This is a genomic window from Streptomyces sp. NBC_00986 (assembly GCF_045162565.1).
Lineage (GTDB): Bacteria > Actinomycetota > Actinomycetes > Streptomycetales > Streptomycetaceae > Streptomyces.
Map to the genome: position 1 here is coordinate 6,187,996 of NZ_CP108733.1, position 26,722 is coordinate 6,214,717.

At 71.4% G+C, this 26,722-nt stretch carries 24 protein-coding genes, 1 tRNA gene and 1 pseudogene; 16 read left to right on the plus strand and 10 right to left on the minus strand.

All coding sequences use genetic code 11. The annotated features are described in order from the left end of the window. Positions 1 to 160 precede the first annotated feature (160 nt). Positions 161 to 997 (minus strand): hypothetical protein, encoded by an 837-nt coding sequence (locus OG504_RS27505; RefSeq protein WP_405992211.1) that lies wholly within the window; start codon positions 995 to 997, stop codon positions 161 to 163. A 236-nt stretch (positions 998 to 1,233) separates the two neighbouring features. On the opposite strand from OG504_RS27505, the gene OG504_RS27510 reads away from it, so the two are divergent. The 3 genes from OG504_RS27510 (at position 1,234) to OG504_RS27520 (ending at position 3,576) form a co-directional block, all read left to right on the plus strand. Next, on the plus strand, positions 1,234 to 1,680 hold the full coding sequence (locus OG504_RS27510; RefSeq protein ID WP_019055063.1) for an ATP-binding protein: 447 nt from the start codon (positions 1,234 to 1,236) through the stop codon (positions 1,678 to 1,680). 114 nt (positions 1,681 to 1,794) lie between these two features. Next, a complete protein-coding gene (locus OG504_RS27515; RefSeq protein ID WP_405992212.1) occupies positions 1,795 to 2,733 on the plus strand; it encodes an intradiol ring-cleavage dioxygenase in 939 nt (312 codons plus the stop codon). A gap of 9 nt (positions 2,734 to 2,742) precedes the next feature. Then, positions 2,743 to 3,576 (plus strand): triphosphoribosyl-dephospho-CoA synthase, encoded by an 834-nt coding sequence (locus OG504_RS27520; protein WP_405992213.1) that lies wholly within the window; start codon positions 2,743 to 2,745, stop codon positions 3,574 to 3,576. Positions 3,577 to 3,604: 28 nt separating this feature from the next. Here OG504_RS27520 and OG504_RS27525 read toward each other — a convergent pair whose 3' ends face one another. The 4 genes from OG504_RS27525 to OG504_RS27540 form a co-directional block, all read right to left on the minus strand. Further along, the gene (locus OG504_RS27525) at positions 3,605 to 4,867 is read right to left on the minus strand and encodes an MFS transporter (RefSeq protein ID WP_405992214.1); all 1,263 of its coding nucleotides are present in this window, start codon (positions 4,865 to 4,867) and stop codon (positions 3,605 to 3,607) included. Positions 4,868 to 4,967: 100 nt separating this feature from the next. Continuing rightward, complete coding sequence (locus OG504_RS27530) at positions 4,968 to 6,353, minus strand: PLP-dependent aminotransferase family protein (RefSeq protein WP_405992215.1); 1,386 nt, start codon at positions 6,351 to 6,353, stop codon at positions 4,968 to 4,970. Positions 6,354 to 6,488: 135 nt separating this feature from the next. Further along, on the minus strand, positions 6,489 to 7,964 hold the full coding sequence (locus OG504_RS27535) for an aminopeptidase P family protein (protein WP_405992216.1): 1,476 nt from the start codon (positions 7,962 to 7,964) through the stop codon (positions 6,489 to 6,491). Between the two features lie 93 nt (positions 7,965 to 8,057). Then, a complete protein-coding gene (locus OG504_RS27540) occupies positions 8,058 to 9,611 on the minus strand; it encodes a PP2C family protein-serine/threonine phosphatase (RefSeq protein WP_405996443.1) in 1,554 nt (517 codons plus the stop codon). Between the two features lie 462 nt (positions 9,612 to 10,073). Here OG504_RS27540 and OG504_RS27545 point away from each other — a divergent pair, with 462 nt between their 5' ends. Then, positions 10,074 to 10,739, plus strand: coding sequence for a bifunctional DNA primase/polymerase (locus OG504_RS27545; protein ID WP_026150092.1), 666 nt, complete (start codon positions 10,074 to 10,076; stop codon positions 10,737 to 10,739). 56 nt (positions 10,740 to 10,795) lie between these two features. Further along, complete coding sequence (locus OG504_RS27550; RefSeq protein ID WP_405992217.1) at positions 10,796 to 11,380, plus strand: hypothetical protein; 585 nt, start codon at positions 10,796 to 10,798, stop codon at positions 11,378 to 11,380. Positions 11,381 to 11,624: 244 nt separating this feature from the next. On the opposite strand, the gene OG504_RS27555 is transcribed toward OG504_RS27550, so the two are convergent. The 3 genes from OG504_RS27555 to OG504_RS27565 all read right to left on the minus strand — a co-directional run bounded on the left by OG504_RS27555 (position 11,625) and on the right by OG504_RS27565 (position 14,382). Next, the gene (locus tag OG504_RS27555) at positions 11,625 to 12,590 is read right to left on the minus strand and encodes a DUF5926 family protein (protein ID WP_405992218.1); all 966 of its coding nucleotides are present in this window, start codon (positions 12,588 to 12,590) and stop codon (positions 11,625 to 11,627) included. A gap of 176 nt (positions 12,591 to 12,766) precedes the next feature. Further along, entirely contained in the window at positions 12,767 to 13,318 is a 552-nt protein-coding gene (locus OG504_RS27560) for an ATP-binding protein (RefSeq protein WP_405992219.1), read from the minus strand. A gap of 233 nt (positions 13,319 to 13,551) precedes the next feature. Continuing rightward, a complete protein-coding gene (locus tag OG504_RS27565; protein WP_033285508.1) occupies positions 13,552 to 14,382 on the minus strand; it encodes a glycerophosphodiester phosphodiesterase in 831 nt (276 codons plus the stop codon). Between the two features lie 270 nt (positions 14,383 to 14,652). Here OG504_RS27565 and OG504_RS27570 point away from each other — a divergent pair, with 270 nt between their 5' ends. The 5 genes and pseudogenes from OG504_RS27570 (at position 14,653) to OG504_RS27590 (ending at position 19,116) form a co-directional block, all read left to right on the plus strand. Continuing rightward, the gene (locus tag OG504_RS27570; RefSeq protein WP_405992220.1) at positions 14,653 to 16,185 is read left to right on the plus strand and encodes a S1C family serine protease; all 1,533 of its coding nucleotides are present in this window, start codon (positions 14,653 to 14,655) and stop codon (positions 16,183 to 16,185) included. A gap of 201 nt (positions 16,186 to 16,386) precedes the next feature. Continuing rightward, entirely contained in the window at positions 16,387 to 17,004 is a 618-nt protein-coding gene (locus OG504_RS27575; RefSeq protein WP_405992221.1) for an RNA polymerase sigma factor, read from the plus strand. After that, complete coding sequence (locus tag OG504_RS27580; RefSeq protein WP_405992222.1) at positions 16,997 to 17,956, plus strand: CU044_5270 family protein; 960 nt, start codon at positions 16,997 to 16,999, stop codon at positions 17,954 to 17,956. Before OG504_RS27575 ends, OG504_RS27580 begins: the two co-directional genes overlap by 8 nt. A 96-nt stretch (positions 17,957 to 18,052) precedes the next feature. Then, a pseudogene (locus OG504_RS27585) lies at positions 18,053 to 18,937 on the plus strand (GNAT family N-acetyltransferase). Between the two features lie 92 nt (positions 18,938 to 19,029). Beyond that, positions 19,030 to 19,116 (plus strand) — tRNA-Ser (locus OG504_RS27590). A gap of 58 nt (positions 19,117 to 19,174) precedes the next feature. Here the strand turns inward: OG504_RS27590 and OG504_RS27595 are convergent. After that, complete coding sequence (locus OG504_RS27595) at positions 19,175 to 19,381, minus strand: hypothetical protein (RefSeq protein WP_405992223.1); 207 nt, start codon at positions 19,379 to 19,381, stop codon at positions 19,175 to 19,177. 76 nt (positions 19,382 to 19,457) lie between these two features. Then, on the minus strand, positions 19,458 to 20,360 hold the full coding sequence (locus OG504_RS27600) for a bifunctional DNA primase/polymerase (protein WP_405992224.1): 903 nt from the start codon (positions 20,358 to 20,360) through the stop codon (positions 19,458 to 19,460). Between the two features lie 369 nt (positions 20,361 to 20,729). Between OG504_RS27600 and OG504_RS27605 the strand changes: the two genes are divergently transcribed. From OG504_RS27605 to OG504_RS27630, 6 genes are all read left to right on the plus strand, one after another. After that, positions 20,730 to 21,041: a hypothetical protein gene (locus OG504_RS27605; protein WP_405992225.1), complete on the plus strand. Its 312-nt coding sequence runs from the start codon at positions 20,730 to 20,732 to the stop codon at positions 21,039 to 21,041. A 253-nt stretch (positions 21,042 to 21,294) separates the two neighbouring features. Continuing rightward, positions 21,295 to 22,476, plus strand: coding sequence for an acyl-CoA dehydrogenase family protein (locus OG504_RS27610; RefSeq protein WP_405992226.1), 1,182 nt, complete (start codon positions 21,295 to 21,297; stop codon positions 22,474 to 22,476). Beyond that, entirely contained in the window at positions 22,473 to 23,456 is a 984-nt protein-coding gene (locus tag OG504_RS27615) for a bifunctional MaoC family dehydratase N-terminal/OB-fold nucleic acid binding domain-containing protein (RefSeq protein WP_405992227.1), read from the plus strand. Before OG504_RS27610 ends, OG504_RS27615 begins: the two co-directional genes overlap by 4 nt. A gap of 1 nt (position 23,457) precedes the next feature. Continuing rightward, positions 23,458 to 24,546: an acyl-CoA dehydrogenase family protein gene (locus tag OG504_RS27620; protein WP_405992228.1), complete on the plus strand. Its 1,089-nt coding sequence runs from the start codon at positions 23,458 to 23,460 to the stop codon at positions 24,544 to 24,546. Further along, positions 24,543 to 24,944: a MaoC family dehydratase gene (locus OG504_RS27625; RefSeq protein WP_405992229.1), complete on the plus strand. Its 402-nt coding sequence runs from the start codon at positions 24,543 to 24,545 to the stop codon at positions 24,942 to 24,944. Before OG504_RS27620 ends, OG504_RS27625 begins: the two co-directional genes overlap by 4 nt. Beyond that, on the plus strand, positions 24,941 to 26,119 hold the full coding sequence (locus tag OG504_RS27630) for a lipid-transfer protein (protein ID WP_405992230.1): 1,179 nt from the start codon (positions 24,941 to 24,943) through the stop codon (positions 26,117 to 26,119). Before OG504_RS27625 ends, OG504_RS27630 begins: the two co-directional genes overlap by 4 nt. The last annotated feature ends 603 nt before the right edge of the window (positions 26,120 to 26,722 follow it).

The following is a 26,722-nucleotide window of genomic DNA, read 5'->3' on the forward strand; positions in this document are numbered from 1 at the left end:
TTCGAGTTCGAGTGAGTTCCGGTGGTGAAGAGGGGCGCGTGGTGTCTCAGGTGCATCGGGGTTTCCCGGCTGAGGAACACGGGCACGCGCGTGTGCCGCACGACGGCGGCCTCTCCACGCACAGAACAGAAGGGAGTGCGGGGGTGGTGGTCGCGTCGCGTCAGGCGGCGAGGGTGTGTGCGGCGGCGACCGGCGGGCCGCGGCGGATCACCGAGTGCTGGAGCGCGGTGGTGTGCGGCGCGGGCGGCGCGAACAGGGCGCTACGACGCGGCCGCGGGCCCGCTTCGGGCGCCCCCGGCAGCCCGGCCCGCAGGGCGCGCACCAGGGCGAGGGCCCCGCGCAGGGACCGTACGAGCGCCCCTTCGGCGACTCCGTGCGCCGACAGTTCCATCAGGCGCAGCAGCGCCAGGTCCCCGCGCCGCAGCAGCCAGCCCGCGGCGAGCGCCGCGAGGACGTGACCGAGCAGCATGGACAGGGACGGGAACAGCGACATCGAGGAGGCGGCGGAGGTGGACATGGCGTCCGCCGGGTGATGCATCGACCCCATGCCGCTCATCGAACCCATCGAGCCCGAGGTCGGCAGGAGCCTCGCGTCGCTGAGGATCTGGTGGGCCTGCGCCGGGCTGATCGCCGCGGCGGTGGTCCCGCACAGGAGATGCGCGGCGCGCGCGACGAGCGTGGCGTCGGAGGCCGAGAGGGAGTCGGTCGATGTGGTGGTGGCCGTCTGCCCGAGCCCGAACAGCGTGTGCAGCACGGTCTGTCCGACCGCGAGCGGCACCACGATCCCCGGCAGCGAGCGCGCGCGCCCGGCGAGCGGTGCCACGACGAGGAAGGTCGCGAGGAAGCCCGCGCCCAGTGTCCACAGCGGAACGGTGGCGCAGGAGGCGATCGCATGACCGGCCGCGGCCAGCACGACACAGACCGCGGCGAACACCGCGGCCCTCAGGACCCGGAGTTCACCTCCGGAGCGCGCCGTACGTGGGTGGGGGGCAGTCATGGCGGGCTCATCATCGCACCGGCCTTATCGCCGCCATACGGCAGGTCCGCAACATCGAGGCCATAGTGTGTCGTAGGTCACAAAGATCACTCTCCGGCGTGAGCTACCTCCGGATACACCAATTACGTTTGGGACGCATCGCCCATATGGGCGGCATCACGTCAACTCCGTGCTTACACAGGGGCACTGGCGGCAATAGGTATCACTATGTCGAGCCGCGGCCGGGAGGCTGGAGCATGAGCATCTGGTGGTCACTCCATCTCAGGCGCGAGGCCGCGAGCGTGCCACTCGCCCGGCGACTGTTTCTCGGCACGATGGAGACCGCGGGCGTCGACCCGGACATCTCCTACGACCTCTCCGTCGCCCTGAGCGAGGCGTGCGCCAACGCCGTCGAGCACGGCGGCGACACGGCGCACGGCGCGCCCACGGAGGCGTACCGGGTCACCGCGTACCTCGACGGCGAGAAGTGTCGTATCGAAGTCGCGGACTCCGGCCCCGGTTTCGCCCGCACGCAATCCGTCCGCCCGGCCCCCAGCGAGGCCGAGAACGGCCGCGGCCTGTGCCTCATCCAGGAACTCGCCGACCACGTCCACATCGGCAACAAACCGGGTGTGGGCGGCGCGGTGGTGAGCTTCGACAAGATCCTGAAGTGGCGCAAGGACGCGCCGTTGATGGCGGTGTGAGGCGCGTCCGGGGCGCGTGTGCCTGATGACCCGGCTTCAGCTTTCTGAGGATTCTTACCTTGCGCACAGCCCAGGCCCACGCTCCTGACGGCTGCCGTCCATAACTTCGTGATCATGACGGGAAACCACAAAGACAAAACCATCAGCCGGCGCCGCGCCCTCGCGGTGACCGGCGGGACGGTGGCGGCCGGCGGGCTGGTCGCCGCCGGGTTCCAGTCGGCGTTCGCCGACACCGCCGACACGACGACCGACGCGGACGCGACGGCCTCGGCTTCGGCCAGTTCGACCAGCGGTGAGTGCATGACGCTGATGACGAGCGTCACGGAGGGCCCCTACTACCTCGACGGTGCCTTGGTGCGCAAGGACATCACCGAGGGCAAGGCGGGCGTCCCGCTCACCCTGCGACTGACCGTCGTCGACGCCACGGACGGCTGCACCCCGGTCAAGGGCGCGGCCGTGGAGATCTGGCACTGCGACGCCTGGGGCTACTACTCCGGCTACACCACCGCCAACCCGGGCGGCTCGGCCCCCGCGGAGAGCGAGGAGGGCGACTCCGCCAACGACCAGACGTACCTCCGGGGTTACCAGGTCGCCAACGCCAACGGGGTCGTCAAGTTCGAGACGATCTTCCCGGGCTGGTACACGCCCCGCACCTGCCACATCCACGTGAAGGTGCACACCGGCGGCGAGAAGGAGGACGGCACCTACGAGGGCGGCAAGGTCAACTACACCGGCCAGCTGTTCTTCGCCGACGACATCGCCGAGGAGATCTTCACCCTCGACCCGTACGCCAGGCACACGGGTTCGTACACCGTCCTCGCCGACGACATGGTCTACGACGGCGGTGGCGCCGCCAGCGGCCTGCTCACCCTCAAGGCCGTGCACAAGAAGGACCCGTCCAAGGGGTACAAGGGCTCGCTGACCCTCGGCGTCGACCCGGACGCGGAGAGCACGGGCGCGGGCAGCGGCGGAGGCGGTACGCCCCCGAGCGGTGCCCCGACGGGTGCGCCGCCCAGCGACAGCCCCTCCCCTTCGGACTCCGCCTCCTCGTAAGGTACGACGATGCAGAGCCGCGAGGACGAGGCACTGGCGCGGGCCGCCGTGGACGCGCTCACCGGGCAACTGGCGCTGGTTCCCAAGCCGGGGCTGCCCGACCCGCGCGACCTGACCGCCCGTACGACCCGCGTGGACCATTGCGCCCTGCGCTGGTCCGCCAAGGCGCTGACACCCGGCCTCGCGGCGATGGCGGCGTCCGCCCGCCGCACGGGCGAGCCGACTCCCGTGCTCCGCGCGGAACTCGGCGCGATCGGCCGCTGCACGGAACACTCCGTGGCGCTCGCGGGCGGCGGCCACCGCGGCGCCCTGTGGGCGCTGGGCCTGCTGGTCGCGGCGGCCGCGCTGGACCCCCACGCGGGGGCCAAGGACGTCGCCGCGACCGCGAAGCGCATCGCCGCCCACCCCGACCGACGCGCCCCGCGCAGGCCCTCGCGCGGCTCGTCGATCTCGGCGAAGTACGGCGCGGCCGGTGCGCGGGGCGAGGCCAAGGCCGGATTCCCGCACGTACGGCGGGCGTTGGACACCCTCGCGACGGTCCGCGCGGCCGGGGCGACGGAGACACAGGCCCGCCTCGACGCCCTGCTCACGGTGATGTCCACCCTCCAGGACACCGAACTCCTGCACGCCGTCGGCCCCTTCGGCCTGCGGCACGTCCAGGCCGGGGCTCGCGGGGTCCTGGAGGCGGGCGGCACGGCGACGGCGGCGGGTGCGGAGGCCCTGACCGCCTTCGACACCGACCTGCACGCACGCGCGTGGAGCCCTCGCGGAAGTGCGGGGCTCCTGGCGGGCGCGCTGTTCCTGGACTCTTTACCGGTCAACTCACTCGCGTGGGCGGCCTGAACCCGAAGAGGACCGAGACCGGTACCGGTCAACTCGCCAGCGCAGGCTGCCTGTTCACCGCACCCGCCTCACCCTCGTCGCCCTCCTCGTCCGTCCCCCGCCCGGCACCCGCCGCCCTCCGTACCGCCGGCCCCATCGCGTACGACGCCACGACCGTCGCCCCGCCCAGCAGCAGCCAGCCCGGCGTCCCCCACTCCAGGAGGAGGGACGTGAGCACCAGGGGGCCCATCGTCCTGGCGACCGTGACGCCCGTGCCGAAGAAGCCCTGGTACTCGCCCACCCGGTCGGCCGGGGCCAGGTCGAAGGAGAGCTGCCAGGAACCCGCCGACTGCCCCATCTCGGCGGCGACTTGGAGCACCGCCCCGACCACCAGCGCGCCCACGGCCACCCACGGCGACGCGCCCGCCGACAGCGCGAACACCGCGCAGGCCGCCAGCATGATCCAGCCGGACCGCCGCACCGCGCGCGTGGCCGACGCGAGCCCCGTGATCCCGCGGGCCGTCCGCACCTGGAAGACCATCACCGCCCCGGTGTTGAGCACGAACAGTGCGGACACCAGCCAGGTCGGCGCGTCCGTCCGCTCCGCGATCCACAGCGGCAGCCCGAGGCTGAGCAACGGCATCCGCAGCAGCAGCACGGTGTTGAGCAGCGTGACGACGACGTACGGCCGGTCCCGCAGCACCCCGAGCCCGCCCGCCTTCCGCACCTGGACGCCCCGCACCGACGGCAGCCGCACCAGCAGCCCGGCACACACCAGGAAGCTCACCGCGTCCAGCGCGAACACCCCGAGGTACGCCGACCGCGTCCCCGCCCGCAGCGCGAGCCCGCCGAGGCCCGCGCCCACCGCGAGACCGGCGTTCAGCGTCGACTGGAGGTGTGCCAGCAGCCCGGTCCGCTCCCCGGCGGACACCAGCCCCGCCAGCAGCGCCTGCCGGGCCGCCGCGAGCCCCGACTGCGCCGAGGCGTAGGCACACGCGGCGATCACGAACGGCACGAATCCCCGGACGACGAGGAAGGACGCCACCGCGAGCCCCGTCGCCAGCGCCAGCAGCACCGCCGTACCGCGCGGCCCGCGCCGGTCCGCCAGCCGCCCCAGCGGCACCCCGACCAGCGAACCGACGGCCCACGCGAGAGTGAGCCCGAGGCCCACGCGCGCGGGGGCGAGCCCGACGACGTGGGTGAAGTACAGCGCCGAGGTCACGTAGTAGGCGCCGTCGCCGACGGAGTTGGTCAACTGGGCGAGTGCGAGGGTGCGTTGCGGGCCCGCGGGCGGGACGAGTGCGTTCGTCATGGGTACGACGTTAGAAGCTCGGTGGGCCTGTGAAGAGGCCCAATGGCAGCTCCTTTTGCTGGTCCAATCGGGCCCGACCGGATCCCGTCACCGGCCCCCTTCAGGACCCGTCCAGCACGCGCCCCAACGCGTCCAGGGCCTCCGGGTACACCCGCTCGCGAGGCGTCCCGTACCCGACCACCAGTCCCTGCGGCCGGTTCTCGCCCGCCGTATGCCAGTGCTCACCCAGCCGCCCCACCGCGAGCCCCTCCTTCTCGGCCCGCGCGAGCACCGCCTCCTCGTCGGCGACCTCCACCAGCGCGTGCAGCCCGGCCGCGATGCCGTAAACGTTTGCGTGAGTCCCCAGCCGGCCGAGGAGCTGGTCGCGGCGGCGCCGGTACCGCAGCCGGCACGCACGCACGTGACGGTCGTAGGCATGGCTGTCGATCAGTTCGGCTAGTGCCAACTGGCCGATGGTCTCGGTGTGGTGGTCGCTGTGCAGCTTGGCGTCGGCGACCGCGTCGACCAGGTGCGGCGGCAGCACCATCCAGCCGAGCCGCAGCGCGGGCCCGAGGGTCTTGGACGCGGTCCCCAGGTACACGACCTGGCCCGGTGCCATCCCCTGGAGGGCGCCCACGGGCTGGCGGTCGTAGCGGAACTCCCCGTCGTAGTCGTCCTCGACGATCAGCCCGCCACGCGCGCGTGCCCAGTCGGTCAGCGCCCGTCTGCGCTCCGGGTGCAGGGTCACGCCGGTCGGGTACTGGTGGGCCGGTGTCACCACCACGGCCGCCGGGTTCCCCAAGTCCTCGGCGCAGGCGCCCCGTTCGTCGACCCGGACGGGCACCACGCGCCCGCCGTTGTGCCGCACCACCTCCCGGTGGAACGGCAGCCCCGGGTCCTCCATCGCGACCTCGGCGACACCGCGGCCCGCCGCCGCGTCCAGCACGCGCGTGAGGAGCGCGAGTCCCTGCACGTACCCGGAGGTGATGACGATCCGCTCTGGGGGCGCGATCACCCCGCGCGCCCGCCCCAGGTACCCAGAGAGCGCGGTGCGCAGTTCGACGCGGCCGCGCGGGTCCCCGTAGTCGTACGCCAAGGAGGGTGCCGTCGCGATCGCGCGGCGCAGCGAGCGCAGCCAGGCCGCCGCCGGGAACATGCCGACGTCGGGGCTGCCGGGCCGCAGGTCGAAACGGGGTACACGCGCGCGTGCCGCCGCGCCCGGTGCCTCCGCGTCGACGGAGGGCAGCAGCGCGACCTGGGTGCCCGAGCCCTGGCGGGCGGTCAGGTAGCCCTCGGCGACGAGCTGGTCGTAGGCCGCCTTCGCGGTGCCCCGGGAGACGCCGAGTTCGGCCGCGAGCCGGCGGGTGGCGGGGAGACGGGTCCCCGGGGCGAGCCGGCCGTCCCGTACGGCGTCCCGGAGCGCGCGTTCGAGACCGACCCGGCGGCCTCCCTCCGGGTCGGGTTCCAGGTGCAGGTCGACTCCGACGCCGGACCAGAAGTCGTTCACGAAAAAGCCCTCCCCCTAGGCGCGTTCATGAAAAAAGCCCTCCCCCTAGGCATGCGATCGGCACACGAATGGCCGGGCACAGCAGGTGTGCCCGGCCCGGCCATCAGTCTTGTATCAGGTGTCAGCCGTCGACTGTCAGCCCTTGAGGGACGCCATCCAGCCCTCGACCTCGGCCGAGGTGCGGGGCAGGCCGTCCGACAGGTTCCGGTTGCCGTCCTGGGTGACGAGGATGTCGTCCTCGATGCGGACGCCGATGCCGCGGTACTCCTCGGGGACGGTGAGGTCGTCCGCCTGGAAGTACAGGCCGGGCTCCACCGTGAGGACCATGCCGGGCTCCAGGGTGCCCTCGACGTACGTCTCGGTCCGCGCGGAGGCGCAGTCGTGGACGTCCATGCCGAGCATGTGACCCGTGCCGTGCAGCGTCCACCGGCGCTGGAGGCCCAGCTCCAGGACGCGCTCCACGGGACCCTCGACAAGACCCCACTCGACGATCTTCTCGGCCAGCACGCGCTGCGCCGCGTCGTGGAAGTCGCGGTACTTGCCGCCCGGCTGCACCGCCGCGATACCGGCCTCCTGGGCCTCGTACACGGCGTCGTAGACCTGCTTCTGGATCTCGCTGAAGCGGCCGTTGATCGGCAGCGTGCGGGTGATGTCGGCGGTGTACAGGGTGTGCGTCTCGACGCCGGCGTCCAGGAGGAGCAGGTCGCCGGAGCGGACCGGGCCGTCGTTGCGCACCCAGTGCAGGGTGGTGGCGTGCGGGCCGGCGGCGCAGATCGAGCCGTAGCCGACGTCGTTGCCCTCCACGCGCGCGCGGAGGAAGAACGTGCCCTCGATGTAGCGCTCGCTGGTGGCCTCGGCCTTGTCGAGCACGCGCACGACGTCCTCGAAGCCGCGGACCGTCGAGTCGACGGCCTTCTGCAGCTCGCCGACCTCGAACTCGTCCTTGACCAGGCGGGCTTCGGAGAGGAAGACCCGCAGTTCCTCGTCGCGCTCGGCGGTGACCTTGTCGGTCAGCGCGGCCTCGATGCCGGCGTCGTAGCTGCGGACCACGCGGACGGGGCCGGTGGCCTCGCGCAGGGCGGCGGGCAGTTCGCGGACGTCGGAGGCGGGGATGCCGTAGAGCTGCTCGGCCTCGGTGAGGGAGTGGCGGCGGCCGACCCACAGCTCGCCCTGGCCGGAGAGCCAGAACTCGCCGTTCTCACGGTCGGAGCGCGGCAGCAGGTAGATCGTCGCCTTGTGGCCCTCGGTGGTGGGCTCCAGGACGAGGACGCCGTCCTCGGTGAGGTTGCCCGTCAGGTACGCGTACTCGACCGACGCCCGGAAGGGGTACTCGGTGTCGTTCGAGCGGGTCTTCAGGTTGCCCGCGGGGATCACCAGGCGCTCGCCCGGGAAGCGCGCGGAGAGCGCGGCACGGCGGCGGGCGGTGTCCTCGGCCTGCTCGACCGGCTGCAGATCGTGCAGCTCCGTGTCGGCCCAGCCGGACTTCATGCTGTCTGCCAGCTCATCGGACACGCCGGGATACAAGCCGTTCTTCCGCTTCTTGATGGGCTCTTCAGGCTCCTCAGACTCAGTCTCCGGGGTCTCCGGGGTGAGCTCGTCGGCCACGGTCATCCTCCTAGATACGGCACTGGACCCCGTCCATCGTACGGTCGTACGGAAGGGAGCCCAGGGCCGTATGGCCTGTTACACATGGCGTCCGGGCGGCTACTCGAAACGGGCCGCCAGGAGGACGACGTCCTCGTCGCTGTCGGCCGTGTCGAGGCCGTCCGGGAGGACCGTCCGCAGGACGTGGTCGGCGATCCGGGCCGGGTCGTCGCGCAGCGCCTTGGGGACGCTCGCAGCGGCCGCGTGGAGGCGGGCGAAGGCGCGGTCCATGGGGTCGCCGGTGCGGTGCAGCAGGCCGTCGGTGTAGAGCAGAACCGTCTCGCCGGGCTCCGCCTCCAGCTCCACGCTCGGCGCCTCCCAGCAGGCGAGCATGCCCAGGGGCGCGGACACGGAGGTCTCCACGAACTCCGTGCGCCGCTCGCCGACCAGAAGGGGCGGGCTGTGTCCGGCGCCGGCCAGGGTGATCTTGCGCAGCGCGGGCTCGCAGTAGGCGAACAGGGCGGTGGCCGAGCGGGCGGGCTCGGTGAGCCTGAGGAGCAGTTCGAGGTCGGACAGGACCGCGACCGGGTCCTCGCCCTCCATCACCGCGTACGCCCGCAGGGACGCGCGCAGCCGGCCCATCGCGGCGATCGCGCTCGGCCCTGAGCCGGTCACCGAGCCGACGGCGAGGCCGAGCGCGGCGTCGGGCAGCGGCAGCGCGTCGTACCAGTCGCCGCCGCCGCGCGGACCCGTGCGGTGCAGCGCGGCGAGCTGCACACCGGCCACGCGGGGGAGCCGGGACGGCAGCAGCTCCTCGGCGATGGTCGTCATGCACGCGCGCGTGCGCTCGACCTCGAGGACGCGGGCCAGGTGCTCGGTGGCGTACCGGGCGTACAGGCCGACGAGGTGGCGCTGGCGCTCGACCGGCTCGGCGGGCTCGTCGTAGAGCCACACGGCGGCACCCAGGCGCCCGGCCGCGTCGGTCGCCAGGGGCAGCGCGTAACTGGCCGCGTAGCCCAGGCGTACGGCGACCTCGCGGTGGCGCGGGTCGAGGGCGTCCTCGGCGAACAGGTCGGGGTGGAGGATCTCGCCGCCCTCGCCCCCGGGAGCGCCGGCCGGTCCGTCGAGGATCTGGCCGTACGACATCTCCCCGCGCGGGACGGTCTCGATGTGGCCGAGGTCGGAGCGGGCGAGGCCCAGGCCGATGGTGGTGTCGGGGCCCAGGCCGTCGCCGGGTTCCAGGACGACGAGGCCGCGGCGGGCTCCCACCAGGGCGGCTCCGGCGCGCAGCAGCTCCTGGAGTGCTTCGTCGAGTGCGTCCGTGCGTGCCAGCCGCTCCGTGAGTTCATGGAGGGTCGTGAGATCGGACACCCAGCCCGCGAGCCGGTCCTGGAGCAGGGCACCTGGCGCGTTCGGTGCGGTTTCTGGCGTGTTCTGCGTGTTCGAGGAGGGGCTCGGCGGGGTATCGGTGGCGGCAGGCGCGGGCGCGACAGTGTGTGCGGGCGAGGGAACCGTTGAATCGATTCCAGCCACTTTCGGAGGGTGCGGGGCGTTCATGGCGTCCGGCTTTCCGACCGGTGCGTATTGCTCAAAAGCATCGCAAACCCCCATGTCATTCTGCGCCGCTGGCAGTGTCTCCACATGTACACGCACTCGTGAGGGGATGTCCAGCATTGTCCTGCTGGGATTCCTGGTGTCCATGGGTCTACGGGTGCTATTTCGCTCTCCCCTTGCGGATTGGCAAAGTTGGCTTAAAACTGCATCAGGGGACGGTCCATTGCGGTCGACTGGGTTTGCTCGACGGAGCGTCACAGCGGTCGTGATGGGTACGTACTCGGAGAAGGCCAGGGGTGGCTGGGGGCCACCCGGAACCTGGTGAAGGACCCGGGCGTCTTAACCACCGACGATCGTGCCCCATCCTCCCGTGGCGGAGGCGGAGAGAACTACGCGGGACGGCAAAACGCCAGACTTCGCCACCCCCAATCGCCACGCCCATGCTTTTCAAGCACGCACGGGTTCCCCTTGCCGAAGGCAGGGGTGTGATGCGCCAACAGGTACGCACAGTGAAGTGATCGACACATGGTGTGACGTGGTCCTCGGTGTTGCCAGCGGTGCAACGGAAAGGAACGAGCGCTCATGCGCGAGATCCTCGGAAAGCGACGCAGGCTCCTGTCCAGGCGAGACAACAGGAGGTCTGAGATGCTCAGCGCGGCCCTGACCTTCGCGACAGAATGGCAATGGCCCGTACTCCCGGGCGTGGCACCGGATCCTCAAGGGCGGGCCCGCTGCGGCTGTCCGGACCCGGAGTGCACGGTGCCCGGCGCACACCCCTTCGACCCCGGCCTCCTCGCGGCCACCACCGACGCCCGGATGGTGCGCTGGTGGTGGGGCAACCGGCCCGCCGCCCCGATCGTCCTCGCCACCGGCGACAAGGCTCCCTGCGCGGTCAGCCTGCCCGCACCCGCGGCCTCCCGGGCCCTCGCCGCGCTCGACCGCCAGGGCATGCGCCTCGGCCCGGTCGTCGCCGCGCCGACCCGCTGGTCGCTGCTCGTCAAGCCGTACTCCCTGGAGCAGTTGGGCGAGCTGCTCTACGCCAAGGACCACGTCCCCGGCTCGCTCCGCTTCCACGGCGAGGGCGGCTATCTCGCCCTGCCGCCCTCCGAGACCGGCCAGGGTCAGATCCGCTGGGAGCGCGCACCACTGCCCGGCTCGTCCTCGCCCTGGGTGCCCGACGTCGAGGCCGTGGTGGACGCCGTGGTCGAGGCCCTCACTCGTACGGGTGTGAGCGCACCCGAGTTGTAGGGGTGTCGGGCGTGCGCGGGACATGGCGCCCGTAGTTGGTCGTTATCTTCCGAAGCATGAACCTTCGTCTGCTCGCCCTCGCGGGCGTCGCGGTGTGCGCGGTCGCGCTGCCGCTGGCCGTGGCGTCCGCGGGACCCGTACGCGACGAGGGTCACGCGGTCGTACGGTCCCTGGTCCACTCCTCGGATACCTCCGGCTCCTCCGACCCCTCCGGCTCTTCCGAGGGCGACGCCAAGGCGCCGTCCGTCGCGCCCTCGCCCGTCCGCTCCCCGCTGACGCTCGGCCTGGGGCTGGCGACGGCGGCGCGCTGCGGACCCGAGCTCTCCTCCCCCGACGGCATCGAGGCGCAGACCTGTGTCATGACGCAGGGTGAGGACACCTGGGCGCGCACCTACTACCGGAACGTCACCGGCGACGACCTGGACGCGGTGCTGAGCCTCATGGGTCCGGCGGACCGCACCGTGCAGATGCACTGCGTCGTGGCGGCCGAGGACGAGCCCGCGCTGTGCGAGACACCCCGGGAGCGGACACGGGGCGAGCTGGCGGCCTACACGGCCGTGGCGGAGTTCGCGAGGCGGAGCGGGAGCGGGCCGCTGCTGCTGCGCTCGGGGAGCAACTCCTCGGCGCCTACGGCGAGTTGACGGACGGCATCGTTCCGTACACGCGGGCCGGGCATGAAAAGACCCGGTTGCTGGCGACGGGGGATGCACCAGCAACCGGGCTACTCGAACGGTAACAAGAGATCGGCGGTTCGCAAATTCGATCTCGGCTATTCGGACACCGACTTCCCTTTCACAACGGGGAGTTGTGACAGGAGTCACCCGAGTGAACAGGCCTGTTGCGGCTGAACGGTCGTTCAGTCGAACCCTTGGCCCATTCCGGGTGTCAGCTCAGCGTGACCTGCCGGTTGGTGAGGCCGCCCCGCGCGCGGCGCTCGTCCGCGGTGAGCGGTGCGTCCGTGGCCAGAGCGGCGGTGAGGCGCTCGGCGAACTCGGCGGCCGGCTTCTCGATGTCGTCCGCGCCCATGCCGCTCGGCAGGTCCCAGACCGGCACGGTCAGCCCGTGAGCACGGAAGGACCCCACGAGACGCGTGCCCTCACCGAGACCCGAGCGGCCCGCGGCGTGCAGCCGGGCGAGACCGTCCAGAAGCTGCTCCTCCGGGTACGGCATGACCCAGCGCAGATGGTTCTTGTCGGGGGTCTCGCACCAGTACGCGGCGTCCACGCCCTGGAGCTTCACGGTCGGGATGGCGGCGGCGTTGGCGCGCTCCAGGGAGGCGGTCACCTCCGGCGCCGCGTTCTCCGCCTCCGGGACCCAGAATTCGAAGCCCGGGTGCACAACTGGCTCGAACGTGCCTTCCGGGTCGAGCAGATCCTGCAGTCGCGGACCCTCGGCGGGGGCGCGGCGGGCCTGCACCGGGGTGCCCGGATCGGCGGCCAGCGCGCGCTGGAGGGTGTCGGCGAGGTCGCGGCTGATGTCGCCGGAGGCCGTGTCGTTCTGCAGGCCGAGCAGCACCGAGCCGTCGTCCCGGCGCAGGGCCGGCCAGGCCATCGGCAGCACCGTGGCGAGCGTGACCGACGGAACCCCTTCGGGGAGACCGCCCTTCAGCGGCAGCGCGACCGTGGCCGCGGGAACCAGCTCGCGCAGTGCCACCCAGTCGCCCTCGCCGGGCAGCCCCTCGAAGGGGCGCTGCACCAGCTCGGTCACCGCGTGCGCGGCGGCCCGGCCGTGGCAGGCCTTGTAGCGGCGGCCGCTGCCGCAGGGGCAGGGCTCGCGGGCACCGACGACCGCGACCTCTCCGTCGCTGAGCTGCGGCCGCCTGGCCGTGGTCTGGGGGCGCTTCTTGGCCATCGTGGGTGTCTCCCGGTTACGGCTCGTCTCGTACTGGCGGGAGCCTAGCCGTTCACGCCATGACCGACGGGAGCCTGTGGACAACCCGGCGGGTGCGGACGGCGGCCTGTGGACAACGCGGCCGACGTGGACAACACGGCCGACGCGGCCGACATGGACAGGTGCGGGTCGGCGGGTCAGTCCAGGTCGTCGAACGCGTCCGCGAACTCCAGCCGGGGGACCGCGGCGACCGTGGGGGCGGTGACGCGCGTAGCGAAGTCGTCGCGTCGGTGCCCGGCATCCGGATCATCGACGTCGTCCTGTACGACGACCCACACCGTGACCTCGCCCCGGGTGTCGTCCCGGACACCCCAGTCGTCGGCCAGTGCGGTGATGATGTTCAGGCCGCGTCCGCCGTGCGCCGTCACCGACGGGGTTGCCGGAGCCGGGCGGGTCGGGCCGCCGCCGTCCGTCACCTCGACCGTGAGCCGTCCGCCCGTGTCCACGCGCCAGGCGCACCGGACGTCGCCGTCACCGGCCAGGGCGTCGCCCAGGGGTCGGCCGTGCTTGCACGCGTTGCTCAGCAGTTCGGAAAGGATCAGTACGGCGTCGTCGATGACCGCTTCCGACACACCGCCCGTGCGCAGCTGATCGCGCATGCGATGTCTTGCCTCTCCCACGCCCGCAGGGCCATGGGACACGGCCATGCTCGACGACGTGGGCACCTCCTGTGCCACCACCAACGCCACCCCCGAGACCTCCTTCGCCCCACGCCACGGTGTGGATGCCCCATTGGCCTGTACCGGAAACCGGCCAATCCACGTTCAGTGACGCATTCGCAACGATCGAACACGGACCGAACGCGCCGGTGCACTCCCTGTAATCGAGTGGCTTGTTCTCGACGGTGTGGCCGGGTTCGGAGGATGGTGCAGGTGGGGTGGCCGGGTCAAGGGGTGTTTGGCGGTCTTTATGAGGTTGTTTGCTACCCGCGGCCGAGCTGGCTCAGAACGGCCCCCGGCCGGTTGGTGATGATGGCGTCAATGCCCAGGTCAACGCAGAGATCGACGTCCTCGGGCTCGTTGACCGTCCACACGTGCACCTGGTGACCGGCGTTTTTCAGCCGCTCGATATACGCAGGGTGATTACGCACGATCCGGATCGAGGGGCCTGCGATCCGGACACCGGCCGGAAGTCGACCGTCCCTGAGGCGGGGCGAGAGGAACTGGAGCAGGTACACCGTCGGCAGCGTCGGGGAGGCCGCCCGCACCCGGTGCAGCGAGCGCGCCGAGAAGCTCATGACCCGTACCGGGGAGTCGGCGGCGGAGGCCGGGGCGTCCAGGCCGAAGCGCTTCAGGAGCACCAGCAGCCGTTCCTCGACCTGGCCCGCCCAGCGCGTCGGATGCTTCGTCTCGATGGCCAGCTCCACCCGCCGGCCCGCGTCCGCGACGAGCTCGAGCAGCCGCTCCAGGGTGAGCACGGAGGTGTCCTCGCGGTCCTCCGGGAGGTGCTCCCAGTCGGGCTCCTCGTCCCGCGTCGTCCGGGAGTCGCGGCCCTTCCAGGACCCGAAGTCGAGAGTGGCCAGATCGGCGAGCTCCAGCGCCGAGACCGCCCCGCGCCCGTTCGAGGTGCGGTTGACGCGGCGGTCGTGGACACAGACGAGATGGCCGTCGGCGGTCAGCCGTACATCGCATTCGAGGGCGTCCGCACCGTCCTCGATCGCCTTCTTGTAGGCGGCGAGGGTGTGCTCGGGGGCCTCTTCGGAGGCTCCGCGGTGGGCGACGACTTGGATCCGGTGCTGCCGTGCGAGGGTCACCGCGTCATGGTGCCACCGCGACGGGGAAGGCGTGGAACCGAAGGGTCGTGGACGGCTCGTAGGAGCTATGTCTTCTTAGCCCGACAGGTCCCTTATAAAGGTTCGCCATGAACCCACAGGCACCGCTTATGGTGCTCTGACGGCCGGTGGGAAAAGCTGACGGCATACAAAAGCACATGCACAGCTGTTTCGCGCCGGACCGATCGACAAGCGTGAAGAGTGTGACCGCATGCTTCCGAGAACAACAGCCGTGGACCGAGGAGAAGAGCTGTGAGCACCGAGAACGAGGGCACTGAGGTACCCCCGGCCCCGTCTGCACCTCCTGTGCCGGTGGAATCTCCCGCAGCTTCCCCGCAGGCGGCCGCGGCCGAGGGGGGCGCGCCCACCACGCAGCTCCCCCCGGTGCCTCCGGGCGCCCCGCAGGACACGCCGTACGCGGGCCCCGCTCCGGCGTACGCCGGAGCGCCCCCGCAGGGCACGGGATCCGCTCCCGACGCCGCTTGGCCGCCCCCGCCGCCCGCCACCCCGTCGTACGCCGACAGCGGCGCGGGCACGGGCGCGTACGGCGGCGAGGGCGTCGGCGGGTACGGCGGCGACGCCTACGGAGGTGACGGCGCCGGTGCCGGTGGCGGCTGGGGCACGCCGTACCAGCAGCAGCCCGCGCCCAAGAAGCCCGGCGGCGGACGCGGCGGCTTGATCGCCGCCGTGCTGATCGCCGCGCTGGTCGCCGGCGGCCTGGGCGGTGGCCTCGGCTACACCCTGGCCAAGGACCACGACGACAACAGCAACTCCACCACCGTCTCCGCCGACACCGGCAGCAGCGCCTCCGTGAAGCGCGACCCGGGCACCATCGCGGGCGTCGCCGCCAAGTCCCTGCCCAGCACGGTCACCATCGAGGCCGAGAGCACCAGCGGCGAGGGCGGCACGGGCACGGGCTTCGTGTTCGACACCCAGGGCCACATCGTCACCAACAACCACGTCGTCGCCGACGCGGTCGACGGCGGCAAGCTCACGGCGACCTTCCCGGACGGCAAGAAGTACAACGCCGAGATCGTCGGCCACGCCCAGGGCTACGACGTCGCGGTGATCAAGCTCAAGGACGCCCCCAGCAACCTCAAGCCGCTCGCCCTCGGCGACTCGGACAAGGTGGCCGTCGGCGACGAGACGATCGCCATCGGCGCCCCCTTCGGCCTGTCCAACACGGTGACCACGGGCATCATCAGCGCCAAGAACCGCCCGGTGGCCTCCAGCGACGGCAGCTCCACCAGCAAGGCGTCCTACATGAGCGCCCTGCAGACCGACGCCTCGATCAACCCCGGCAACTCGGGCGGCCCGCTGCTCGACGCGCAGGGCTCGGTCATCGGCATCAACTCCGCGATCCAGTCGACCAGCAGCGGCGGCCTCGGCTCCACCAGCCAGTCCGGCTCGATCGGCCTGGGCTTCGCCATCCCGATCAACCAGGCGAAGTACGTCGCCCAGCAGCTGATCAAGACCGGCAAGCCGGTGTACGCCAAGATCGGCGCCTCCGTCTCCCTGGAGGACAGCTCCTCCGGCGCGACGATCACCGCCGAGGGCGTCAGCGGCGCCTCCTCGGTGGAGGCCGGCGGCCCCGCGGCCAAGGCGGGCCTCAAGGCCGGCGACGTCATCACCAAGCTCGACGACTCGGTGATCGACAGCGGCCCGACCCTGATCGGCGAGATCTGGACCCACAAGCCGGGCGACAAGGTCAAGATCACGTACAAGCGCGGCGGCACGGAGCACACGACCGACCTGACCCTGGGATCGAGGGTCGGCGACAGCTGACGTAGCGCCAGACCATCAACCGGCGGGCCGGGCAAGGGATTCCTTGCCCGGCCCGACCGTTTTTCGCCCTCCACGCGTGTGTGGAGCACGACTTGACGTGACTCCGGGACCTCGATTCGGGAACTGGATTCCTCCCTGCGGCGAAGTACGGGTGAAAGCCCAATCTTCATCAGCGTGTCCGTATGGACGAGAGGAGCCCCGATGACCGTCGGACCAGGCGTCAGGGTGGGGCAGGACAGTGACGCCTCGGTGATCGAACGGTCGTGGGACGAGCCCGAGGCATTCGCCGTGCTCTTCGACCGCCACGCCGACTCGGTGCACCGTTACGCGGCGCGCCGGCTCGGTACGGAGGTCGCCGAGGACCTGATGGCGGAGACGTTCACCACCGCGTTCCAGCAGCGCTTCCGGTACAACACGGAACTGGCCGACGCCCGCCCGTGGTTGTTCGGCATCGCGACCAACCTCATAGGCCGGCACCGGCGGGCCGAGGCCCGACGGCTGAAGGCGATCGGCCGGCTGCCGTCGGCCGCCCGCGCCGAGGGTTCCGAGGACCCGGTCGCCGACCGGGTGGCCGCGCGGGTCAGCGCACAGGCCGTACGGGGCGAACTGGCCCTGGCGATGGCCCGGTTGCCCGCCAGACACCGGGACGTGCTGCTGCTGGTCGCCTGGGCCGACCTCGGCTACGAGGAGGTCGCCCGCGCACTGGAGGTACCGGTGGGGACGGTCCGGTCACGGCTGCACAGGGCCCGCAGAAAACTTCGCGACGCATTGGGCGGATCCGATCCGACAGCCTTCCGAGAGGAATCCGACGATGAGTGAACCGAGGAACGAACTCCAGCTCCTGAGGGAGTGGGACGCGGACACACCCCCGCTCACGGACCCCGCACGCGCGCGTGCCCTTTTCCGCCTCCACCAGGCGATGCTCACGCCCACCACCCTCGCGCCCGCTCCCTCGGCCGTACGGCGCCGTCCCGTCCTGCGGATGGCGGTGGCGGGTGTCGCGGCCGCGGCGGTGGCGACGAGTGTGGTGGTCGCCGAAAACAACAGGTCCTCCCCCCGCACTCAGCCTGTGAGCGCGACCACCGTGCTGCACGGCGCGGCGGCCGAGGAACGCCGACTGGAGAAGCCGATCGCCCCGCGCGACGACCAGTTCATCTACACCAAGGAGGTCATCAAGGAGACCCCGACCGGGGGCGGCCGGACCAGGACGTACGTCGACGAGAGCTGGGACTCGGTCGACGGCTCCAAGAGGTCCTACGTCAGCGAACTGGGCCAGAAGCAATGGGTCCCGGTGTACCCGCCGAACCAGACCGACTGGCCGCCGCGCAGGTGGACCCTGCTGAAGCAACTGCCCACCGATCCGGGCAAGTTGCTGATCGCCCTCCGGGACGGTCCCGGAAAGCCGGACTTCAACAGGCCGATGAAGGCCGCCGACTGGCCGATTACCCAGGTCTTCGTCTCCGGTCTGCTCCGCACCCCTGTGCTGCCGAGGGGGCTGCGCTCCGCGGCCTACGAGGCGCTCGCCGCCGTCCCCGGCATCAAGGTCCTGCCCCACCAGAAGGACGCCGACGGCCGCGTGGGCATCGGCATCCAGTACGTAGGGCCCGCCGGAACCCCCTGGGCACACGGCGGGCCGGTCCTGGTCTTCGACGCGAAGACGTACCGGTACCTGGGCATGCACGATCGGCGCACGGCGGGCTGGACGACGTACGAGCAGTGGTCGTACGTCGCCGCGAGCGCTGTGGTGGACCGGGTGATGCAGCGGCCGTAGGGGCGTGACGTGCCGGTCGGCGGGGTGCCTGTGTACTCGGCGAGGATCGCTGAGCAAAACACGGGCGCACGCCGACGGCACGGGAAATCATGAACCATGCGACCGGATGACTGGCACCTCACGGATGACGTCGACGAGTTCCTGGCCCGGGCCGGAGAGTTCCTGAGGTCACGCCCCACCCTCCACACCCTGACGCTGACGGCGATCGAGAAAATACGAAAGCGGGGGTCGGAGGCCCACGGTACAGAGGCCCCCGTGTTCGGCCGACTGGAGCGAGGGGGCGAGGTCCACGCCGCCTTCTACCGCGTCGACTCCCACCGCAACCTGAATCCCACCTCCCTCTCCCCCGAGCAGGCCGACACTCTCGCCGCCCACCTGGCCGGGCTCGGCCACTCCCTGCCCGGTGTCCTCTCGGACCACGACACCGCCACCACGTTCGCCGAGGCCTGGCAGCGGCACACGGGTGCGACGTCGGTACGCAGTTGGGGTGCCCGTCTCCACCGTCTCGGCACGCTCACCCCACCGGAACCGATCCCGGAGGGCCGGGGCCGAGTCGCGGGCGAGCAGGACCGTGCCCAAGTCGTGCGCTGGTGCCGTGAGTTCTGCGTCGACGTCGGAGAGACCGTCTCCATAGACGCCATCGACGCCGGCGACTGGGCCACCTCGCGCTTCGGCGACAGACACTTCACGTTCTGGGAGACCCCCGACGGCATCCCTGCCTCCATGGCGGCCGTCACCTCGATGACCGCCGCCATGGTCCGGATCGACCCCGTCTACACCCCGGCCCACCTCAGGGCCCGCGGCCACGCCGGCGCCGTGACGGTCTAGGTGAGCAGGGCCGCACTGGCGGCCGGCGCGACAGACGTCGTCCTGTTCGCCGACCCGGCCAACACCACCAGCACCGCCCTCTACCGGCGCATCGGGTTCGTTCCGGTGGGGGACTTCGTCGGGTACGACTTCTCGGGGGCGGCTCGCGCATAGCCGCGGCGGAGCCCCAAGCGGGGCCACACCACCCGCGAACCGCGCGGTGCCGGTACGCTGTACCCGCTCCGTCCCTGGTGGGCGCGGGCGGAGGTGGGTTGCCCGAGCGGCCTAAGGGAACGGTCTTGAAAACCGTCGTGGCAGCGATGTCACCGTGGGTTCAAATCCCACACCCACCGCAGACGGACGAGCGGCCCCCGACCGGGTACATCGGTCGGGGGCCGCTCGTGGTCGGTCCTACAGTTCCTCGTCGCGCGCCAGGATCAGACTGACCGAGCCGTCCTGGAGGTTGATGCCGGGCTCAAGGTGCACGTGGTAGCCGTTCCGGTGTTCGGGATCGGCGAGGCCGATGAGCGTTTCGCCGAGATACCGCAGGCCGGCGGCGTTGCCGGTCACGGTGATCTCGGTGTCTGCGCCGGACACCTTGATCCGAGGTTCTTCCATACGGTCACGCTACAGCGGGAGTTCGCGCGTCCCGGCCTGAGCCCCGGCCGGCAACCGGCAGCCGACAACGCGGAGTTCACGGCCGATGCCCCGTCATCCGAGCCGCCGACGCGATCGTCGCCCGGGCCTCCCGTTCGGACAGTCCCGTGCCCAGGGCCGCCTCGACCAGGGGGTCGACCAGCGCCGGGCCGATGTCGTTCTCGTAGGCGCGGCAGGCCGCCCAGAAGAGGCGGGTGTTGCGTTGGCCCTCGTGGGCGGCGAGGACGAACTGGACGAGGCCCTGGCCGTGTTGGCCGGTCGAGGTGGGGGTGGGGTGGTTCGTACGGGGTGGGGGGAGCAGGAGGCGCAGGAGCGAGGGTGGGCAGGGCGCGGGGGCCAGGTGGGCGGTGGCCGGGGCGGTGCCGTAGAGGCCGTGGTCCGTGCGGGAGCCGGGGCCGACGAGGTAGCCGCCGGCGCCGCGGATGTCGATGCCGGGGGCGAGCCGGCCCGCGGAGTTGGGGACGACCACGTCGGGCGGGCCGGTGAGCCAGAGGTGGCGGCCGCCGCTGGGGGTCAGGACGACGACGGTCTCGGGGATCGTGAACAGGTGGCGGAGGGCGAGTTCGCGCAGGGCGGACGAGGAGTCGGTGCCGGACTTGGTGTCGAGGTCGATGCCGATCAGGTGGTGCGGAGGCAGTCCGCACGCGATGCCGTAGCCGGTGGCCCAGGGCGCGGCGGCGAACAGTTCGCGGATGCGCGCCGGGTCGGTCGAGGCGTCGTACACCCCGTGGCCGAGGCGGCCGCACTCGCCGTGGCAGCGCGGGCCGGCCGGGTTCGCCGTGCCTGCCTCGCCCGCCGGGGGCGACGGGTCGTCGCGGTGCGGTGAGCGCAGGGCCGGGAGTTTGGTGCGGGACAGGGGGATCACGGCCAGTCCGCGTTCGGCGGCTGACAGGGCGTGTGCGAGGGCCAGCGTCGTGGCCTGCCGGTCGGTGGTGGCCATGCCTCCATGTTCGTACGGGTGTTCGAAAAAGGGAAGAGGGGGAGGCGGCGACTCGCCGGGCCGGGCGGATTGGCCGGAAATCTGGCGGAACGCTTCGCCCCTTGGGGCGCCTGGGGCGAGCTGTCCGTACTGTCCTGAACTGCGGCTTCAAGGTAGGTGAAGGGGTTTATCGACTTGTCATCACGCTTCAGGGGGAATAACCGCTTCCGGTCTGGTTCGCCGGGGATTCGGTGGGCAACTCTGGTTCCGCGACGTCGTGCACAACACCGAGGCGGTCGGCCAACTGCCTTGGCGGAAGCAGTACTTGAAGCCGTAGTTCATGCGCGTCCGGCTACGGAGCCGGTACGCACCCTGTTCTGGAGGAACAACATGGCAAGCATCCGTACCGCCCGCGTCATCGCCGCCGTCTCCGCCCTCCCGCTGGCAGCCGTCCTCTTCACCGGCGTCGCGGCGGCGGACAACGGTGCCATCGCGGGCAACGGATCGAACGCGGGTGTGGCGACCGTCAGCGGCAGCGGGGTCGGGCACGACAACAAGGGCAACTCCTCCACCACACAGCAGCAGGCGGTCGGCTCGGGGGCCTCGAACCAGAGCAACACCGCCCAGGTCAACGGATCCGCGTTCACCGCCATCAACCAGGGAAACTCGAACGTCGCCGTCAACTTCGCCAACTTCTGGTAGCCGCGCCCCACTTCCGCGTGGGGATGCGCGGGGGTGTGTGAGGTGTGCTCTCTGGGGTCGTGACGCGTCTGCGCGGTGGTGCTTCGGCACCGCCGCGCAGGCGTTTTTCGTGCCCCACGCGCGTGTGCCCGCCGGTGGGGCACCTGTAGGGGAACGACCTTGACAGTGCACGGTATCTGACGGACAGTCAGAAACCCTCGTCCGTACGACCAGGACAGCTACGACGACTACGACGCCCCGGAGGTCCGCCGTCGTGCACCTCGCCCCCACCGAACGCCAGCGGCGGTTGCGCGCCGAGCTCCGTACGTACTTCGCCGCCCTCATGCCGGACGGACCACCCCGCGCGGACGACCCCCAGGGCCAGCGGGCTCTCCTGCGCCGCATCGGCGGCGACGGCTGGCTCGGGCTCGGCTGGCCGGTCGAGTACGGCGGTCAAGGGCGGGGCGCGGACGAGCAGTTCGTGTTCTTCGACGAGGCCTACCGCGCGGGCGCGCCCGTCTCGATGGTCACCCTGAACACCGTCGGACCGACCCTCATGAAGTACGGCAGCGAGGAACAGAAGGCCGCCCTCCTGCCGGGCATCCTGCGCGGCGAAATCGTCTTCGCCATCGGCTACAGCGAACCGTCGGCCGGCACGGACCTCGCGTCCCTCCGCACGCGCGCGGTACGGGACGAGCGGGGCTGGCTGATCGACGGGCAGAAGATCTTCACCTCCAACGCCCACAACGCCGACTGGATCTGGCTCGCCTGCCGCACCGACCCCGAGGCCCCCAAACACCGCGGCATCTCGATCGTCCTCGTCCCGACCGACGCCCCCGGCTTCTCGTGGACCCCGATCGAGACGGTCGGCGGGCAGCGGACGACGGCCACGTACTACGACGGGGTCCGCGTCCCGGCAGGCAACCTCGTCGGCGCGGAGAACGAGGGCTGGTCCCTCATCACCAACCAGCTCAACCACGAGCGGGTCGCCCTCGCCGCGACCGGAATGCAGGCCGAGGAGTTCTACGCCGCCGTGCTCACCGCCGCCCGCACCCCCGATCCGGTGACGGGGCGGCGCCGGGTTGACGAGCCGTGGGTGCGGTCCCAGTTGGCCGAGGCACATGCCCGGCTGGCGGCAACGCGCCTGCTCAACTGGCGTTTGGTGGGTGACGTCGGGGCGGGCCGGCCGGCGCCCGGCGACGCGAGCGGCGTGAAAGTCGTGGGAACCGAATCGACGGTGGCGGTGTACCGAATATGTCAGCACGTCGCCGGGGCGGACGGACCGGCGGGACTGGCAGGACTGGTGCGTTCGGGATCGCCGGGCGCTTTCGGGGACGGCGAGCTGGAGCGGTTGAACAGGGCGGCACAGATCAACACGTTCGGGGGCGGGGTGAGCGAGGTGCAGCGGGAGATCGTCGCGACGATGCGGCTCGGGATGACGAGGGGGCGGAGGTGAGCACGGTGGTCGACGAGCTGGGGGCGCGGCTCAAGACGTACGAGGGGCGCGCGGCCGCCGTCGCGGGCAGGGGCAAGGACCCCGTCAACGAGCCGATGATCAGGCACTGGTGCGAGGCCATGGGCGACACGAATCCCGCGTACGAGGGCCCGGACGCCGTCGCCCCGCCCACCATGCTCCAGGCGTGGACGATGGGCGGCCTCTCCGGCCACACGGGACGCACGGGGGCCTACGACGAGCTGTTCGACCTCCTCGACGCGGCGGGCTGCACCTCGGTGGTCGCCACGGACTGCGAGCAGGAGTATCTACGGCCCCTGCGGCCGGGCGCCGAGGTCACGTTCGACGCGGTGATCGAGTCGGTGTCGGACCGCAAGACGACGAAGCTGGGCACGGGGTACTTCGTCACGACGCGCATGGACGTCCGGGTGGGACCGGACCTCGTCGGCACCCACCGCTTCCGCATCCTCAAGTACGCCCCCGCACGCCAGAAACAGGAACAGAAACAGAAACAGGGACAGGAACAGAAGGGGGCCCGCGCGCGGCGGCCGCGGCCCGTCGTCAACCGGGACAACGCTGGGTTCTGGGAGGGTGTGGAGCGGCATCAACTCCTCATCCAGCGCTGCACGGACTGCGGGACGCTGCGCCACCCCTGGCTGCCGGGCTGCAACGCCTGCGGCGGCCTGGACTGGGACACGGTCGAGGCGAGTGGGGAGGGGACGGTCTATTCGTACGTGGTGATGCACCATCCGCCCTTCCCCGCCTTCGCCCCTCCTTACGCGGTCGGGCTGATCGAACTGGCCGAGGGCGTACGGCTCGTGAGCAACGTGGTGGGGGTGCCGTTCGACAAGGTCCGCATCGGGCTTCCGGTACGGCTCGAATTCCAGCGGTACGACGAACCGCGGGGGTCCGGCGACGAGGACGGCCCGCTGGTGCTCCCCGTCTTCCGGGTCCAGGAAGGCCGAGAGGGCGGGGTGGGCTGACATGGACTTCACGCCCACGGAGGAGCAGGCGGCGGCCCGTGATCTGGCCGCCCGGATCTTCGGCGACCTCGCGACACCCGAGCGGCTCACGGCGGTCGGCACGGACAGCGACTCCGAACTGTGGAAGGCCCTGTGCACGGCCGGACTGGTGGGCACTGTCGAGGAGTTGGGGCTGCTCGGTCTCGTACTGCTCCTGGAGGAACAGGGGCGGACGACGGCCCAGGTGCCCTTCGCGTCGACCTGTGTGTATGGGTTGCTGGCGGTGGTGGCCCATGGTTCGCCCGGGCAGCGGGAGCGGTTGTTGCCGGGGATCGGGGACGGGTCGGTGGTGGTGTGCGGGGCGTTTCCGGCGCAGGGGGGTGTGCGGGCCTCTGCGCAGGGCGAGTTGAGCGGGACGGTTCCTGTCGTCCCCTGGCTGCGCGACGCCACGCACGTCCTGGTCGCCGACGATCAGCGGGGGTTGTGGCTGACCCCGGTCACGGATGCCGTGCGCGTCGAGGCGGTCGAGCTGACGGCACCTTGGTCGGCGGGGCGACTGACGCTGGACGGGGCATCGGCGGAGCGGCTCGGTGCGGTGGGCGTTCACCTCGGTGTCCAGGGCGAGCGGGTCCCGTCCCGCCCCCCAACTGCCTCCCCCTACACGGACGTTCTGGCCACTGCCCGTACCGCCTTCGCCGGGTTGCAGGCCGGGATATGTGCCGGTTCGCTCGCTCGGGCTGTGGCGCATGTGAATGACCGGGAGCAGTTCGGGCGTCCGTTGGCGACGCGGCAGGGGGTTCAACTCCGGGCGGCTGACGCGCACATGGACATCGAGGCGATCAGGGTGACGGCGTACGAGGCGGCCTGGCGGCGGGATGCGGGGCTGCCGTACGCCACGCACGCGCTCACCGCCGCCTGGTGGGCGTCCGAGGCGGGCCAGCGCGTGGTCCACACGGGTCAGCATCTGCACGGCGGGGCGGGAGCGGACCTGGAGCATCCGGTGCACCGGCACTTTCTCTGGGGCCGGCAGTTGGACGCGTATCTGGGTGGCGGGGCCGAAGTGCTGCAAGAGCTGGGGGAGTTGATCGTGGACGAGGAGGTGCAGCCATGAGGACAGGTGAGGAGTTGCCCCCGCTGGAGATCGAGATCACCCGGACCCTGATCGTCGCCGGGGCCGTTGCCTCCCGGGACTACCAGGACGTGCACCACGACGCGGAGTCGGCGCGGCAGAAGGGCTCCCCCGACATCTTCATGAACATCCTGACGACGAACGGCCTGGTCGGGCGTTACATCACGGACCACTTCGGACCGGGAGCGATCCTCCGCAAGGTGGCCATACGGCTCGGTGCGCCCAACTACCCGGGCGACACGATGGTGTTGACGGGGCGGATCGAGGAGACGGACGGCGACACCGCGACCGTGCGCGTGCTCGGGGCGAACGGTATCGGCAGGCATGTGACAGGCACCGTGACGGTGACCGTACCGACCGTATCGAGGGAGGCCGGATGAGTACGCGTACCCGCGACACCCTCGGTGGGCAGGCGGCGATCGTCGGGATCGGGGCGACGGAGTTCTCCAAGGACTCGGGGCGCAGTGAGTTGCGGCTGGCCGTGGAGGCGGTGCGGGCCGCGTTGGACGACGCGGGGCTGACGCTGGCGGATGTGGACGGGATGGTCACGTTCACGATGGACACCAACCCGGAGATCACCGTGGCCCAGGCCTGCGGGATCGGTGAGCTGTCCTTCTTCTCGCGGGTCCACTACGGCGGCGGCGCGGCCTGCGCGACTGTCCAGCAGGCGGCGCTGGCGGTGGCGGCGGGAGTGGCGGAGGTGGTGGTCTGCTACCGCGCCTTCAACGAGCGGTCGGGGCGCAGATTCGGCTCAGGGGTCACGCACCGGGAGCCGTCGGCGGAGGGTGCTGCGCTCGGCTGGTCGCTGCCGTTCGGGCTGCTCACGCCGGCGTCGTGGGTGGCGATGGCGGCGCAGCGGTATCTGCACACGTACGGCCTCACCCCGGAGGTGTTCGGGCAGGTGGCGGTGGTGGACCGGAAGTACGCGGCGACGAACCCGGCGGCGTACTTCCACGGCAGACCGATCACGCTCGCCGAGCACGCGGCTTCGCGGTGGATCGTGGAGCCGTTGCGGTTGCTGGACTGCTGCCAGGAGACGGACGGGGCCCAGGCGATCGTCGTCACGTCGGTGGAGCGGGCCCGCGACCTGTCGCGTCCGCCGGCGGTCATCGCGGCGGCGGCGCAGGGTGCCGGGCGGGCGCAGGAGCAGATGACCAGTTTCTACCGCGACGATCTGACCGGCCTGCCGGAGATGGGCGTGGTCGCGCGGCAGTTGTGGCGGACGGCGGGGCTGGGTCCCGAGGACCTGGACGTGGCGATCCTCTACGACCACTTCACGCCGTTCGTGCTGATGCAGCTGGAGGAGTTCGGGTTCTGCGGGAAGGGGGAGGCGGCGGACTTCGTGGCCGAGGAACGGCTGCCGATCAACACGCACGGTGGACAGCTCGGGGAGGCGTATCTGCACGGGATGAACGGGATCGCGGAGGGCGTCCGACAGGTGCGGGGCACTGCCGTGAACCAGATACCGGGGGCGGAGCGGGTCCTGGTGACGGCCGGGACGGGGGTGCCGACATCGGGGCTGGTGCTCACGGGCCTTGCGGAGCCTGCGACCTAGGCCACCTTCGCAGCAACCTCTGCCGACCTCGGCCGCCTCGACATCGGCTCCTGCTGCCCTTGCTACGCCGGAGACCTTCACGGGCCTCACCGCCTCGGCGACCTTTACCGGCCTTGTGGCTCCGGAGACCTCCACCGACCTCACAGCTCCGGCGACCGCCGCAGCCCTTGCAACCCCGGCCGTCCTTACGACGCTCCGGCGACCGCCATAGCACTCGCGGACCCAGGCCGCCCTTACGACCCCGGCCGCCCTACGACCCAGGCCGCCCTACGACCCCGGCCGCCCTCGCGACCCCGCTGCCACAACAGCCCCCACCACCCTCGTCGCCCGTACCTCGGACGGGTGAGCCCCCAGGGGTAAACCCGCAGTACATGTCAGTCGCTCGTCCACCTTCAGGAGGTGGAGCCAGCCCCACCCCTACAACCTGAGGCGGAGTCTGCTTCGGGACCTGCGGCCGATCCGCAGGAGTGGGGGTCACTCATAGCGTGGAGCCATGACCACAGCAGTCTGCACCAGCGCGTCGAACGCCGTCGCACGGGCCGCCGCCGGAGCCGCCACCAGGCCTGCCACCCGGCCCGCACCCAGGCCGGCCGCACGGCCTGT

What these genes read in the sequence shown, in the direction of transcription:
- OG504_RS27505 (WP_405992211.1), bottom strand. Translation starts at nt 997, where the DNA reads ATGACTGCCCCCCACCCACGTACGGCGCGCTCCGGAGGTGAACTCCGG.
- OG504_RS27510 (WP_019055063.1), top strand. Translation starts at nt 1,234, where the DNA reads ATGAGCATCTGGTGGTCACTCCATCTCAGGCGCGAGGCCGCGAGCGTG.
- OG504_RS27515 (WP_405992212.1), top strand. Translation starts at nt 1,795, where the DNA reads ATGACGGGAAACCACAAAGACAAAACCATCAGCCGGCGCCGCGCCCTC.
- OG504_RS27520 (WP_405992213.1), top strand. Translation starts at nt 2,743, where the DNA reads ATGCAGAGCCGCGAGGACGAGGCACTGGCGCGGGCCGCCGTGGACGCG.
- OG504_RS27525 (WP_405992214.1), bottom strand. Translation starts at nt 4,867, where the DNA reads ATGACGAACGCACTCGTCCCGCCCGCGGGCCCGCAACGCACCCTCGCA.
- OG504_RS27535 (WP_405992216.1), bottom strand. Translation starts at nt 7,964, where the DNA reads ATGACCGTGGCCGACGAGCTCACCCCGGAGACCCCGGAGACTGAGTCT.
- OG504_RS27540 (WP_405996443.1), bottom strand. Translation starts at nt 9,611, where the DNA reads ATGCTGGACATCCCCTCACGAGTGCGTGTACATGTGGAGACACTGCCA.
- OG504_RS27545 (WP_026150092.1), top strand. Translation starts at nt 10,074, where the DNA reads ATGCGCGAGATCCTCGGAAAGCGACGCAGGCTCCTGTCCAGGCGAGAC.
- OG504_RS27550 (WP_405992217.1), top strand. Translation starts at nt 10,796, where the DNA reads ATGAACCTTCGTCTGCTCGCCCTCGCGGGCGTCGCGGTGTGCGCGGTC.
- OG504_RS27555 (WP_405992218.1), bottom strand. Translation starts at nt 12,590, where the DNA reads ATGGCCAAGAAGCGCCCCCAGACCACGGCCAGGCGGCCGCAGCTCAGC.
- OG504_RS27575 (WP_405992221.1), top strand. Translation starts at nt 16,387, where the DNA reads ATGACCGTCGGACCAGGCGTCAGGGTGGGGCAGGACAGTGACGCCTCG.
- OG504_RS27580 (WP_405992222.1), top strand. Translation starts at nt 16,997, where the DNA reads ATGAGTGAACCGAGGAACGAACTCCAGCTCCTGAGGGAGTGGGACGCG.
- OG504_RS27595 (WP_405992223.1), bottom strand. Translation starts at nt 19,381, where the DNA reads ATGGAAGAACCTCGGATCAAGGTGTCCGGCGCAGACACCGAGATCACC.
- OG504_RS27600 (WP_405992224.1), bottom strand. Translation starts at nt 20,360, where the DNA reads ATGGCCACCACCGACCGGCAGGCCACGACGCTGGCCCTCGCACACGCC.
- OG504_RS27605 (WP_405992225.1), top strand. Translation starts at nt 20,730, where the DNA reads ATGGCAAGCATCCGTACCGCCCGCGTCATCGCCGCCGTCTCCGCCCTC.
- OG504_RS27620 (WP_405992228.1), top strand. Translation starts at nt 23,458, where the DNA reads ATGGACTTCACGCCCACGGAGGAGCAGGCGGCGGCCCGTGATCTGGCC.
- OG504_RS27625 (WP_405992229.1), top strand. Translation starts at nt 24,543, where the DNA reads ATGAGGACAGGTGAGGAGTTGCCCCCGCTGGAGATCGAGATCACCCGG.
- OG504_RS27630 (WP_405992230.1), top strand. Translation starts at nt 24,941, where the DNA reads ATGAGTACGCGTACCCGCGACACCCTCGGTGGGCAGGCGGCGATCGTC.